Genomic DNA, 14,036 nt, shown 5'->3' on the forward strand with positions numbered 1-14,036 from the left:
GCTGTATGATGGAGTTTTATACTATAATTCAAACCCATGAAACAGAATATTTCAACATTCTATATCATTACCGGAGGTCCCGGAGCAGGAAAAACAACGTTGCTGGATGAATTAAGCAGCCATGAACTGTTAACTGTACCTGAAGAAGGAAGGAGAATCATTAAAGAACAGATGGATTCCGGTGGTGAAGGGCTTCCATGGCTTAACAAAGAACTTTTTGCAGAACTGATGTTCGAAGAATCTGTAAAAACCTACCTGAGAATAAGTCAGACAGCTTCTGCAAAACCTGTTTTCTTTGACCGTGGAATACTGGATACACTGGGTTATATGAAACTTGAAAATATTCCTGTTCCGGAATCTATGGAGGTTAAAGCAAGAGAAATGATTTATCATAACAATGTTTTCATTCTGCCGCCATGGAAAGAGATTTACGAAAATGACCCTGAAAGAAAACAAACCTTCGAGAAATCTATGCTTACCTTTGAATGCATGAACGAAATTTATCAGGAATATGGTTACAATATCATAGAAGTCCCGAAAATTTCAGTAGAAAACAGAGCCCTTTTTATCCTTGACAGGCTCTTATAAAGTATTTCATCATCTATCAATGATCACTCATCACTCATCACTCATCAATTATCAAGTATGAATCATCTTCCTTTTGAAAAAGAACTGATCGAAATGGCTGACAAAGACCTGTCTGTAAGAGAAAAACTATTGCTGGCTGGAGAATTATCCGCAGGCTATCATCCCGAAATGGAAAAGATCCATAGAGCCAATGCACAACGGCTGCGTGAAATTATTGCAGAAATCGGTTATCCTACCATCTCAAAAGTAGGCGAGGAAGCTAATGATGCAGCATGGCTGATCATCCAGCATGCTATCGGCGAACCCGAATTTATGAAAACAAGCTACGCTATGATGGAAAAGCATTGTAATGATATTAATCCTATCCATAAAGCCTACTTATATGACAGGATTCAGGTTTTTCAGGGTAAACCTCAAAAATATGGTACTCAGCTGACCTCCGACGGAATAATTTATCCCGTAGAGAACAAGGAAAAATTAAATACAGAACGCGAAAAGGTAAATCTGCGGGTCCTTTCCGAATCAGATATTAATAAAATCCCGGAGGTCCAGGACATTCCGGAAATTGATAGCAAAGACGCTGAATATACCGCCTGGAGGAAAAAAACAGGATGGATTTAAGACTCTTTTAATAAAGGTCTCGGATCAAACAGAACTTTTAAAGTACGGATCTTTCCATCCTTGATGTGATACCATCCCGAAGACTCTATTGTTTTTTCTCCCATATCAATATTGTACCAGAAACAAACATCTTCACCGGAAGTAAAAGTCTTAAGAATCTCATACTTAAACTTCATCTGCTTCATATCTTTGATGTAAACAGAGGCTCCTTCTCTCTTTCCCATTACTCCTATAAATGTAAAATCAGGATCAAGACAGCTTTCTGCCTTATCAAAATTTTCTTCGTTTAGATATTGGATAAACAGTTCTGCTGTGTTTTGAGTTGTATTGTCCATAATATTCTGTTTATTGTCTATACAAAATTAACGGATCACCGGAGATTCTGCTTGTGACTATAATCATAAAGAGCTTATCTGTTTTAAAGCAATAATTCTTCCTTTTGCATAGGCAATCTGCTCTTTTTCCTTGTCCTGATCAGGATTGTTTTTGAGGTATGTCTGATAATATGTTGCGGCATTCTTAGGCTGCTTCAGATTGAGGTCATAAAGAAGCCCCAAACGGTAATAAATAATATTGCTGGTACCAAAAGTTAATCCTCTTTTATAAGCTGTCAAAGCATCATTATACTGGTTTTTAGCTTCATAAATGCCTGCAAGTGCAGCATAATAAAGGTTGGTGTGATCTGAAATAGCTTCGTCAATAGTCTTTTGTGCATAGAGGGCAGCATTGTTATAATCTTTCAGTTCACGATAGCTCAGGGCCATAAAATATAATGTACCTTCATTTTGTACTCCCATATCTTCCAGTGTTTTATAAAGCGTGATACATTTCTGATAATCCTTGACATAAAAATAGGCCTGTCCGAGATCATTCATTACATTAACATCAGCATGGTTTTTCAGGAGCTTTTCACCTGTTTCAATCACTTCCGGATATTTGTGGAGTTGGTTGGCAGCCGGAAGTAGAGCCTGCAGTAAAGTAAAGTTCTCAGTATCGGCTGCAATGGCTGTTTTCAATACATCATACGCAGACTGATATTGTTTGAGGCTGCTGTAAGTTGCAGAAAGATCAAAAGCAACATCGGGATCTGCAGAATTAAGGGTATTGGCTTTTTTGAGGTAAGAAAGTCTGGATTCAGGAGTTTCTGCATAAGCCGCAAGCTGTTTATAAGCACTGAAGTTAAGACTGTCCAGCCGGATAATCTGTTGAAGATACGTTTTGGCATTGGAAACATTTCCCCGTCTGGAATTGATACTGGCCAAACTGAATAAGGTGGGCACACTGTCGGGTTGAATAGTGTTGATCTTCAGATAATTTTTTTCTGCTTCCGGTAGTTTTCCGGCCATCATATTACAATAGGCTATTTGCGACAGAGCTTTTATATCCTGTGTATCTCCGGGATATATGCTCTGAAGATAATTAGCTGCATCAGCATAACGTTGTGTTTCGTAATACTCAAGAAGTTTTTCAGTATCAATTTTTGCAGACTGGGCAGTAAGATTTTTAAAGCTTAATAGAATAATACACAAGCAGATTCCTCTTTTCATCATGGTTATTTTTAACTAAAATATAGGTTATTTACCAGGGATCCAAATTTTAGTCTCACTTATCGGGGATTTTTTTATTCTGAATGGTTTATGATGAAACACTAAGTCAGATTTCTTATATTCACTTTATATAAAAATCAGGCATAAGATATGGAAATAAAAACTGTACAGTCATTCATTGATTATTATGAGAAAATAAGAGAGAGAACCAACCGCATTATTGAAGTTGTTCCTCCTGAGCATATTGATTTTTCCTATAAACCGGGAAAATTTACCATTGGAGATCAGATAAGACATATTGCAGCCATCGAAAGGTATATGTACGGGGAAACTATATCAGGAAGGAAAAGTGCTTATCCGGGTTGTGGTAAAGACCTTGCTGACGGCTATGCGGATACCGTTAAGTTTTTTAATGAAATGCACAGGCAGACTCTTGAAATCATCGCAGGACTTTCAGATGAGGATCTTACCAGGAAATGCCTTACTCCTGCCAATCATGAAATTTCTTTGTGGAAATGGCTCCGGGCTATGATAGAACATGAAATCCACCACAGGGCAGAATTATATATCTATCTGAACCTTCTGGATGTAAAAACCCCACAGATCTATGGATTTTCTGCAGAAGAAGTACAGGATATGAGTGTGAAACTATAGTGCTGAAAGGGAATAGCCGAAGAATATTCAATCGGTTGAGGTTAATTTGTATATTAGCCCATTCAAAAAAATAATAATGGCCAGACCTCTTATCATCCCTCTTTTGCTATTCTTAAACAGTACATATGCACAGACTCATCTGGAGCTTAAACCGGGAGACACCCTGAAATATTCACCACAATCTTACAAACCATCATGGATCTCAGTACAGTCGGCTGATGCTAATTTGGGAATTGCTTTGTTCATGGATGGAAAGAAACTGAAAGAACAGGATGATTCCAGAGGAATAAAAAGTGTGGAGCGCCTATATTTTACTCCTGAAAAAGGAAAGAAATATGAAGTAAAGATCTGGGCTAAATCTTATCTTGAAAAAAGTAAAATCGCAAAAGTATCTATTGCCGAATCTAAAAGCGTACCTGTTCTGAACGGCCAGTTCAGTTCCGATCAGTTTGTGGAAGATCTCAGAACATTCCGTCTGATCAGGGAAAAAGCAAATTCCGGACTCTATGTGTACAGAAGCAAAAAGCAGATAGACAGCATCTACCAGCAGGCGGAAGCAGAAGCCAGAAACAGCAAAAATATTTTTGATTTCTATAAAATCATTGCCAGAATTACCGGATTTGAAGGAAGCTGCCATAATTATACGGATTTACCTAATCACGCCTCCTATTATCTCACCCAGAAACCTGAATATCTGCCCATCACTCTGAAGAATATTGACGGACGCCTGCTTCAGGATTCAAAAGAGGCAGCAATACCTCTTGGTGCCGAAATTCTTTCCATCAACGGAGTTCCTGCAAAAGAAATGATCAGCCGTTTTTCGCAATACTATTTTTCTGACGGCTATTCTATGCCTTACAAGGAAACAACAGGTTTTGAAAGAGGAATGCTGGATAAATTTTATATGGAATTCGGAAACCATAAAAATTATGTGATCCGATATCAATGGAATGGTGCCGTAAAAGAAGTTTCTCTGGAAGGAATACCATTGGAAACTTTCAAAAAACTTCAGGAATCAAGATATTCGCTTGCCTTTGACAAAAAAATGCTGTCTGAAAAATATAGCTTCAGCAAAGAAGGAGAAGGAATTTACAGATTATCTTTGAGAGGATTCGATTTTGCCACCGGAAAAGAAGATCCGGCCTATAAAAAATTCAGTGTTTTTCTTGATCAGATGATGGATACTCTGGAAAAGGAAAAAATACAGAATCTGATCATTGATCTCAGAGGAAATACAGGAGGCACAGGAGCTCTTTATGAAAAAGTATTCTCTTATCTTACACAAAGACCTTTCCGTGACAGTCACTATGCTTACACCCAATTCAATGAAGTCCCTTTGGAGGAAAAACTCATTATAACTCCTCTTTTCCTTTCTAACGGCGTACAGGATAAACATGGCCTTAATGCCTATCTGAAACAGCTTTATCCTAAAAGTGTTCAGGGAAAATATTACTGGGCAGATGATAAGAATCCATCCGTTTTGCCTAATGAAAGAACTTTTAAAGGACAGCTTTATCTGCTTGTTGATCAAAGGGTAGCTTCTGCAGCTTCACACCTTGCTTCCCTTATTAAATCCTATACCAATGCTGTTGTGATTGGAAAAGAAACGGTAGGAGGCTATTATGAACATAATGGCCATCTTCCATTGGTGTATGAACTTCCTAATACCGGAATCCAGACAGGATTTTCTATTGTTCACGTCATTCAGGATGCTCAAAATCTTCCTGATCAGAAAAGAGGACAGGGGATTATTCCTCACGTGACAATACAGCAGACCGATCAGGAATTTCTTGATCAGACCGATGTTTATCTGAAAAAAGTAGCAGAACTTAGAAAACAATAAAAAATTTTTCACACCTATAAAGCCAGCTGTAAATTTATTTTTTGCAGCTGGTTTTTTATTATAACATTTTAGATTATTTCTATTTTAAGTGATAAATTTATACTTTTCATTTATTAAAAAATGTTAAATATTTATTTGATATTGAGGTATTTATTTCTTTTTTTTAATCATTTATTTTGGAATTATTGATGAAAAGTCGTAGAACTACGACAAAATTTCAGATTATCCATTGAAAATTTCCTGAATAGCAATTACCGCTTTATCTTTGTAATACCACCAATCAAATGACAAAAAATTAATAATGATTACAATCTGCATATTACAACAATAAAATCAGGCGAAATCCTGAATTTCAACAGGGATACAAAGTAAACTTATAGTTGTGCTTTTCCTTTTAACACCCTGTTACGACCTCAATATCCGGATTCCTCTTTACAGATGAAGCACGGATAGTGAAATGATCTGAAGTTTATGGTCCGGATCACTTTCAGCATAAAAAAATCTGACACCCAATCAATCAAATATTACCATTATGTTTCAGGACGATCATTCACCCAAATTGCCTGTTTCCAAAGATAAAATTTCAGCTGTAAAGAATGTTAAACAAACATTGACGGATGAGGCAGTTCATAAAGCTGCTCAGGAAGCACAGGAAAAATCGAGTGGAACCATTAAAAAAGCTTCAGAAAAAATGGCTCAGGCCCAGGCCTATACAGGGATGGCTCAAAACGGGTCCCAAATGTTTATGAACCAGGTTAAACAATCCAACCCTCCCACACTGGTAGAAGATAAAGTGTGGGCTAAGCAGCCAACTTCAGGAATTTATAATGCCAGTACGATACCCGGAAATCAGGTAGCCGGAATTAACCGTGTGGTAAAACTTGAAATCGTAATTGACGGAAAGGTCATTAAACATTTCAAGCATTTTCAGTTAAAACAAAGTGCTGTAAAACATCATGAATTTGATCTGATGCTGGCTCACGATAGTTTGGGAAATTCCGAAAACCACAATCTGGAAGAAGCTCAGAACTTTCTGGGAAAAAGAATTACGGTTATTTTCAGATATAAAGATGTTGAAGACGGTCCGGAAAGAAATTTCGTTGGGGTCATCACAGAAGTAGGTTTCAGCCAGGAAAAAGGAAGCCTGGGAAATATCGTTCTTACAGGATCCAGCCCTACGGTTCTTTTAGATGCAGCACCCCATATTCAAAGTTTTGGCGGAGCCCAGGAAATCAGTCTGAACAGTATCGCAGACCAGGTGATCAAAGAAGGTCTGGGACAAAATACGTTCGATTTCAGAGTAGACGCAGCCCATGGAAATGTTTCTTACAGCTCACAATATGAAGAAACTCATTATAACTATCTCGCCCGGATTGCGGAAGCCTACGGTGAACAGTTTTATTACGATGGTGAAGTACTGCATTTCGGGAAACTTCCACCTCAGGAAAAACCTGTAAAGCTAACCTATGGCAGCAGTGTGAGTGATGTCAAGATAAAAATGAAGGCACAGCACGTGAATCCGTCATTTTACGGTTACAACAGCAGTAAAAATGAAAAATTAACGGCAGGAAGCTCAAAGATTAATCATACTTCAGATATTGCGAAGAGAGCCTACGAAATTTCAGAAAAAACATTCACCACTCCATCGCTGAGGGTAGCGCCTATAAAAGCGGTGTCTTTCATGGATGTGGAAACTTCGCAGAAAGGAACTGCCGGAAGTAAAGCCGCTGAAGTCTTCGTGATTTCAGGAGTTACAACAGTGCCATTCCTTTATCCGGGCTGTATCGCTGATATTGAAATGAGAAAAGCCGAAAGCAGCGAAACAACCTATTTTACCAAATTAATGATTACAGATATGTATCATGAGGTAGATGCCAGAGGATATTATACCGGAACTTTTGAGGCTATAGCTTCTGATACCGGATTCATTCCCCGCCCGGAGTTTCATACTCCAAAAGCAGATGCCCAGTTTGCCAAAGTGATTTCCAATGCAGATCCTTTAAACCAGGGAAGAGTGAAAGTACAGTTTGACTGGCAGAATGGCTCTACTACAACAGAATATATCAGAGTGATGACTCCCGATGGAGGAGGAAGTGAGAAAGTGAGTAAAAATCGTGGATTTATGGCGATTCCGGAGGAAGGAGATCAGGTAGTGGTCAATTTTGCACACCAGCATCCTGATCGTCCGTTTGTGATGGGAGGAATGTTCCATGGCGGAGTTGGCGGTGGCGGCGGTGCCGGAAATAATATTAAAAGCTTAAGCAGTAAAAGCGGACATACCATGAGTCTGGATGATGCCGGTGGAATTACCGTAAAAGATAAAGATCAAAATTCTGTTTTTCTGGATGGAGCGGGAAATATAAGCATAGACAGCAAAATTTCCATTACGCTGAATTGCGGAAGCAGCTCGATTTATATGGATAAAGAGGGAAATATTCAGATTAAAGGAAAAGAAATATTTATACAGGGAGTTAATATTGGTGTTGGCGGCACAACGAGTATCGGAGTTGGAGTAGGGCCTGAAGACGGTGAACCTACTTCAGGTGTCGGAATCAAATCCGATACCCTGGATATCGGAACCAATACGCTTTCCATGAGAGGTGATACTGAAGCCAATCTCAGCAGTGGAGGAAAAATCAATGTCGGTGGAGGAAGCGAGACGAATATTGTAAGTGGAACTGTAAAACTGAATTAATGAATCCTGTAGATCTGGAGTTGGTTAAATTAAAAAGACAATGGCAGAAAGTGGTTTCAAAGAATGAAGAAAAGCCTATGCTGATCTGTTTGGGAGAAAAACATGAAACCGATCTTTTTGATGGATTTATCAAATCGAAACTTTCTGAAGATGAAGAAGGAGATGATGTTTTTTTACTCCATTACCAGGAATTTAACGGAATGAACTCCTTCGGACAAACCTTATTGGATGAATGGACTGAGTTCTATGAAATGCTGAAGAAAAGCGAGGCAGATATTCCCCATTGGAATCTGGAAAAGTCGGATGAAAGTTTTAAAACAGATGCTTACAAAGCTTTTTACCCTTTGCTGGAACTAAAGAAAAACTTCCCGAATATTAAGGATTCTAAAATCTATATCTACATTGCTCCGCTCAGGATTAATGATACCGAAGAACTTTCTTTATGGGTGAAAGAATGGTGCAGGATCTGTGAAGCAACGGGAAATAAAGATATAAAACTGGTTTGGGCGGAACATCACCATTACAGGACTTTGGCCGGTATCTCTTCAGCCCACAGCTTCAGAATAGAAGTAGACATTCATCAGTTAATGCAGAATACTGCCGCTCATACCAACCGTAAGAAGAACAGCCCGGATACAGACTTCCAGCAGCAGATTCTTATAGCGAGTAATCATTTAAGCAAAGAAAGATTCAAAGAAGCAGAGCACGCATTGAAAAAGGCGGTGAAGCTTGCCGGAGAACAAAAAAATAAACAGGGTGAAATTTCTGCCTATTTTATGCTTACCCAGGCATATATAGCGGACAGGAAGAAGGATAGGGCAGAAGATACCTATCGGACAATATTTGAAAAAGTAGAACCTGATACTCCTCTGGAAGTTCAGATGTATATGAATTATGGCAGCCATTTGTTAGGCAACTCCAAAAAGTCCAGGGCAGAAAAAGCATTTGAAAAAGCCGCAGAGACGGCTCATAAAATAGGAGAATATGCAATGGCGATTGAGTGTTACAGGATCATCGCTACATTGAATGATACGGTGCTGACAAAAGATAAAATGATCCGGTATTTTGAAAAATGTCTGGATATAGCAAAACTGATGGATTCTTCAGCAAGAGAACAGAGCAGTCTGAGGTTTGTTGCCTCAATGCTTATTCTTAAATATGAAGGCGATACCGATAAAAAAATAAAACTGGACAGTGAAATGAATACTTATTTTGGTGATGACTGGAAGGTGAGCGTGGAAAAACCAAAAGCAGGGTAATCTCAAATTAAAAGAATCATGGCAGATCTGAATAAAAAAACAGTAAAACCCATTAAAGTAGCAAAACCGGACATGAACCCAGACCGCTCATGGAAGGTAAATACAGATGTTACTTCGGTAAGCTGGGATAAAACCAAACAGGGATGGAAGAACGGAATGAAAAATAATTTTGATTCCCTGAATCCTGTTTCTATGGCTAAATCTATAGTGGGAGGAGATGCCGGACAGCCGGAAAAAAGCAGTGGAGGCGGAGGCGGAGGCGGAGGTGGCGACAGTGCTGTGACAGTAGAAAAGGCCGCTCCGGAAAGCAAAGTGAAACTGATTAAGGTTAATAATCCTGCAATGCCTTCCACAGCCATTCAGCATACAAGTAAACATTTTGATATTGTATTGGCCATTGATATCCACTGGACTCTCATTCCGCCTCCTCCTTCATTCATGTTTATTCCATTGCCGCTGCCTCATCCGTTTATCGGGATTGTTTTTGATATTATGGATTATATTACCATTAAAATTCCGATTCCGCAATTTGCCAGAAACCTGATGCCTTCTCTTCCGGAAAATATTCCGCTTGGAGGCTCTATATATGTTCATGGAAGGCACAAAGCAACCACCACAACCAGTGTGATGGGAGTGGTCATTCCGTTCAGACATGTCACATCGCTTATTCCGGTGTATATCATTCCTTTTCCTCAGGAAGCTCCACACGAAGGAGAAGTGTATTACGGTTCGCAGACCGTTCTGGCGCAGGGAAGTAAAATGAGCGGTAACCAGCCTCAGCAGGTATTAACCTGTATGGGATTTCCTTTCGGAATGACAATGCTGCCCGCAATGCCTGATAAGCCAAAGAAAAATCCACTGGCCTATTTTGCTTTCTATAATAACTTTTCAAGCATGTATATTCAGATCAATACGGGTGGACCGGTTTTGGTAGGAGGCGCTTTTGTACCCCATGTTTATACACCCGGAGAAATGCTGATGCGTCTTGCCGGAATGTTTTTAATGAGAAGTTTAACCAAGAAATTAGGAAAACTTGGTGCTAACGGTTTAAAAAAACTAAACAACAGTGTTCTTAAAAAGGCACCTTTCAATAAATTCAAATTAGCCAATGCATTATCCAAAAAATTATGTCATTACGGCCTTGAACCTGTGAATTTTGCAACCGGTGCCATGGTTTTTGAATGGGATGATTTTATAATTCAGGGCAGCACCCCTTTAAGCTGGAAAAATATCTGGCATAGCGACCGGCCTTATGATTTCGGACCTCTTGGAAATGGTGTTTTCAATAATCATGATCTGTTTATTCTTCCTGATGAAGATAATAAGTTTGCAGGCTGGATGCATCCGGAAGAAAATATGGCAATGCTGATTCCTGCACCGGAGATTGGAGAAGAAATGACTTATTTCAGAGATCAGAAAATATGGCAATACAGACCCAATAGCAGTATCTGGATTGTTCGTAAAGGAACTGATGTCTATACATATAAACGTTTTCATCATATTTTGGAAGGAGTTATTTATAAGGTAACCCGTATTGAATATGGTGACGGAACAATCAGGGAATATGAGTATGAAGCCCGGAACATTGTACTGAAAAGTATAAAAGATGTAAAAACTGGCTGCAGTATAGAAACTGTAATTCACCCGATATATAAAAAAGTAACAGAGGTTTACTATTGTTATAAAAACCAGAGAGATCTGCAGGTTAGGTACGACTATGATGAACGTGGCAACCTTACCCATGTCTGGGATATTCATAAAAAAGCCATCGTGTTTGACTATGATGGAGAAAACCATGTGGTGAGAAGAACTAACCGGAACGGGATGAGTTATCAGTGGGAATATGATAAAAACGGAAGAGTAGTTCATACCAAAGGTACGGATGGGTATATGGAAGGAAGACTTCATTACCATGATGAGGAAGGTTACACGGAAGTTATCTATCCAAAGCAAAACAATAAAACCGAGGAATATCATTATGATGAAAACTTTCTGGTTTACAAAAAAGTAGATGGAGAAGGAGGGGAAACCTGGTATGATTACACAGCCCACAACGAACTGAAGATGATGGGAACCCCGGAAGGACGCGTTCACGGATATACTTATGATGAGATGGGAAATATCAAAATTTACCATACTCCAGATGGAGAAGAATATCATTACCATTACAATGAGTACGGACAGGTTACGGCTCGCTTTTTCCCTTCAGGAGCTTCAGAAATATGGCATTATGATCAGGATGGAAAGTTGTTAAGTTACACTGATCCTATGGAAGAAACTATCAGCTATGAATATCCTGACGGAGGGAAAGTACCTGAAAGAAGTTTTAAAAGAGATATTATTACCCATTATGGGTATAATGACAGAGGCCAGCTTATCCAGCTGACGAATAATGCTGGAGCAGAGCAGTACTGGAAGTATGATGCTTATGGCAGACTTCTGATTTATAGTCCAAAACCTTTGAACAAAACTCTTTGGAATAGAGATAAAATAGGCAGGGTTATAGAAATGAATGAACAGGGACAATTGCCGTTAAAAGTCAGTTATGATGCCTACGACCTTCCTGTATATGCTACAGACGGGTATGCAGAATGGTTGATGAGTTATACGCCGATGGGAAGCCTGAAACGTCAGGTAAGACGGAATGCACATACCCATAAAAAAGAAGAAACGTTAGTCTTCGGATATGATGCGTATGAAAATTTAATGAGCATTACCAATGAAAAAGGAGAAAGCTATTCTTTTGAAAGAAATAATAACAATGACATCATTGGCGAAACAGGCTTTGACGGTCAGAAGAAATTCTTTATAAGGGATAAAGACGGCCTGGTGAGCCAAAGCCGGACACCTCTTGGAAAAAATGTATTTTATGAATATGATCTGGCTGGCCGATTGACCCAGGCGCATTATGCGGATGGAACCTGGGAAGCTTATCAGTATGATACTTCAGGATTATTGATAAGGGCAGATAATGAAAGCAGCAGCGTTCTCTTCAGGAGAAATAAACTGGGATTGGTTACCAGCGAGCAGCAAGGTGAGCATTCTATTCATTATGAATACGATAATCACGGTAATCTGATCAGCTTACAAAGCAGTTTGGGTGCAGAAATCGATTATTCTTATAATGATTTTGATCAGCTTATAACAGTAGCAGCTGCCAGTCAAAATTCGGATTTACCCTGGAAAATGAATCTTGAGATCAGCCGTAACGGACAGATGTATTCCCGTGAAATGACTGGTGGGGTAGAAAGTACCTTTGAATTTGATCACATCGGAATGCCTGTAAGTCAGAAAGTAGTGGTGAATAAAACCAATACCAAGGTCCATAAAGATTATGACTGGAGTGCAGGAAGCCGTCTGCTACATGTACTAGACAGAGTTACCGGAGGAAGGACAAGATTTGACTATGATGCTTTCGGAAGCCTGATGGCAGCAGAATATTCCAATGGCGAAGTACAGTATAAAAACCCTGATGAAACAGGTTGTTTGTATGAAAGTGTCAGAAGAAATGACCGTATTTATGATAAAGGAGGAAAGCTTATGCGGGATAAAAACTGGTTTTATCATTATGATGAAGAAGGAAATTTACTCTTAAAAAGTAAGCGGCCTATCAATAATATTAAACCTGAACCTACCAGAAAACAGGAGAATATTCATCCTTATTATAAACCCATAGCTTCAGATTGGTTTAGTAATCAAAAAATACTGAAAGAAACCGATTGGCCTGATGTACATAATGGCCTTTCAGAAGAAATCCAGAATACTGAATGGGAATCCGGAGATTGGGCGTACTCGTGGAATGCCAACGGAATGCTGGCAAAAGTAAAACGTCCCAATGGTAAAGAAGTACGTTTTGAATATGATGCACTTGGACGTAGAATTTCAAAAATCATAGAAAATAAAGTAACCCGATTTGTATGGGATGCTAATGTCCTTTTACATGAATGGAGTTATGATATAGAAGAAATTCCTAAAACCCACATCACTGATGCTGGTGAATTGGAAAAAGAAGATGAAGTAACAGAAAATCTCGTAACGTGGGTATACGAAAGAGGCGCATTTTGTCCTTGTGCAAAAATTATAAATGGAGAGCGCTTCAGTATCGTTTCAGATTATATTGGAAGACCCATACAGTCCTATAATGAAAAAGGAGAGCAGATCTGGAAAGCTGAGTTTGATATCTATGGAAACCTGAGAGACTGTACAGGAGATCTGTATTTTATTCCATTCCGTCAACTTGGCCAGTATGCAGACCAGGAAGTGGAAGGGATTTATTATAACAGATGGAGATATTATGATTCTTCTTCTGGAACGTATATTTCAAAAGATCCTATTGGATTACTGGGTAATAATGATACCATGTATGCTTTTGTAAGTGACAGCAATACCTGGGTAGATATTTTTGGTCTGCATAATGATCCTGTTAACTTTTTACAGGAGTTAGTTAAGGATGCTCACAGTACTCTTGGTGATGCCAAAGGATTCAGTGTCACAGCTGTAGGAACTGATGGTAATGGTAATTACTATGTTTCTTCAAGTAAAAAATATGTACCAAGACAGATAAAAGAATGGGCAAAAGAAATGGGAGTTACTGTGATACAAAGTAAAGCAGACAATGTTCACGCTGAAGAAGCTTTAATTAATGCTAAAAAAGGAATTAAGGAAATTGAACCTAGCACGAAAATTTGTATTGATTGTGAGCATCACATGAACAATAATAATGTTAAATTTGAAGAAGCTACAACAGGTAAGTTTAGTAAAAATAGACAGGAAGGAGGGAAATACCACATTCCTGAAGGAAAATATCAACCAAAATATCAATAAACAGA

Annotated in this window: 9 protein-coding genes; 7 read left to right on the top strand and 2 right to left on the bottom strand. The window is 38.8% G+C overall.

Going from position 1 to position 14,036, the window contains the following annotated elements:
* The first annotated feature begins 36 nt into the window (after positions 1–36).
* Together FFS26_RS03645 and FFS26_RS03650 are read left to right on the top strand one after the other, a co-directional pair.
* The gene (locus FFS26_RS03645; protein ID WP_110009757.1) at positions 37–588 is read left to right on the top strand and encodes an AAA family ATPase; all 552 of its coding nucleotides are present in this window, start codon (positions 37–39) and stop codon (positions 586–588) included.
* 57 nt (positions 589–645) lie between these two features.
* Positions 646–1,209, top strand: coding sequence for a DUF6624 domain-containing protein (locus FFS26_RS03650; protein WP_110009758.1), 564 nt, complete (start codon positions 646–648; stop codon positions 1,207–1,209).
* Here FFS26_RS03650 and FFS26_RS03655 read toward each other — a convergent pair.
* Together FFS26_RS03655 and FFS26_RS03660 are read right to left on the bottom strand one after the other, a co-directional pair.
* On the bottom strand, positions 1,206–1,544 hold the full coding sequence (locus FFS26_RS03655) for a nuclear transport factor 2 family protein (protein ID WP_110009759.1): 339 nt from the start codon (positions 1,542–1,544) through the stop codon (positions 1,206–1,208). The genes FFS26_RS03650 and FFS26_RS03655 overlap by 4 nt on opposite strands.
* A gap of 63 nt (positions 1,545–1,607) precedes the next feature.
* Complete coding sequence (locus FFS26_RS03660; protein WP_110009760.1) at positions 1,608–2,759, bottom strand: tetratricopeptide repeat protein; 1,152 nt, start codon at positions 2,757–2,759, stop codon at positions 1,608–1,610.
* A 147-nt stretch (positions 2,760–2,906) separates the two neighbouring features.
* Between FFS26_RS03660 and FFS26_RS03665 the strand changes: the two genes are divergently transcribed.
* The 5 genes from FFS26_RS03665 to FFS26_RS03685 all read left to right on the top strand — a co-directional run bounded on the left by FFS26_RS03665 (position 2,907) and on the right by FFS26_RS03685 (position 14,031).
* Complete coding sequence (locus FFS26_RS03665) at positions 2,907–3,410, top strand: DinB family protein (RefSeq protein ID WP_110009761.1); 504 nt, start codon at positions 2,907–2,909, stop codon at positions 3,408–3,410.
* A gap of 76 nt (positions 3,411–3,486) precedes the next feature.
* Positions 3,487–5,253, top strand: coding sequence for a S41 family peptidase (locus FFS26_RS03670; RefSeq protein ID WP_137904308.1), 1,767 nt, complete (start codon positions 3,487–3,489; stop codon positions 5,251–5,253).
* 532 nt (positions 5,254–5,785) lie between these two features.
* Positions 5,786–7,948, top strand: a complete 2,163-nt coding sequence (locus FFS26_RS03675) for a type VI secretion system Vgr family protein (RefSeq protein ID WP_110009763.1) — start codon at positions 5,786–5,788, stop codon at positions 7,946–7,948.
* Positions 7,948–9,207, top strand: a complete 1,260-nt coding sequence (locus tag FFS26_RS03680) for a tetratricopeptide repeat protein (protein WP_137904309.1) — start codon at positions 7,948–7,950, stop codon at positions 9,205–9,207. Before FFS26_RS03675 ends, FFS26_RS03680 begins: the two co-directional genes overlap by 1 nt.
* A gap of 18 nt (positions 9,208–9,225) precedes the next feature.
* Positions 9,226–14,031: an RHS repeat-associated core domain-containing protein gene (locus tag FFS26_RS03685; RefSeq protein WP_137904310.1), complete on the top strand. Its 4,806-nt coding sequence runs from the start codon at positions 9,226–9,228 to the stop codon at positions 14,029–14,031.
* The last annotated feature ends 5 nt before the right edge of the window (positions 14,032–14,036 follow it).

The organism is Chryseobacterium sp. 2VB (genome assembly GCF_005503635.1).
Classification (GTDB): Bacteria; Bacteroidota; Bacteroidia; order Flavobacteriales; family Weeksellaceae; genus Chryseobacterium; species Chryseobacterium cupriresistens.

Bases quoted from the DNA above. Each gene is read 5' to 3' on its own strand.
- FFS26_RS03670 (WP_137904308.1), top strand. From the start codon at position 3,487: ATGGCCAGACCTCTTATCATCCCTCTTTTGCTATTCTTAAACAGTACA.
- FFS26_RS03685 (WP_137904310.1), top strand. From the start codon at position 9,226: ATGGCAGATCTGAATAAAAAAACAGTAAAACCCATTAAAGTAGCAAAA.
- FFS26_RS03655 (WP_110009759.1), bottom strand. From the start codon at position 1,544: ATGGACAATACAACTCAAAACACAGCAGAACTGTTTATCCAATATCTA.
- FFS26_RS03660 (WP_110009760.1), bottom strand. From the start codon at position 2,759: ATGATGAAAAGAGGAATCTGCTTGTGTATTATTCTATTAAGCTTTAAA.
- FFS26_RS03650 (WP_110009758.1), top strand. From the start codon at position 646: ATGAATCATCTTCCTTTTGAAAAAGAACTGATCGAAATGGCTGACAAA.
- FFS26_RS03675 (WP_110009763.1), top strand. From the start codon at position 5,786: ATGTTTCAGGACGATCATTCACCCAAATTGCCTGTTTCCAAAGATAAA.
- FFS26_RS03680 (WP_137904309.1), top strand. From the start codon at position 7,948: ATGAATCCTGTAGATCTGGAGTTGGTTAAATTAAAAAGACAATGGCAG.
- FFS26_RS03665 (WP_110009761.1), top strand. From the start codon at position 2,907: ATGGAAATAAAAACTGTACAGTCATTCATTGATTATTATGAGAAAATA.
- FFS26_RS03645 (WP_110009757.1), top strand. From the start codon at position 37: ATGAAACAGAATATTTCAACATTCTATATCATTACCGGAGGTCCCGGA.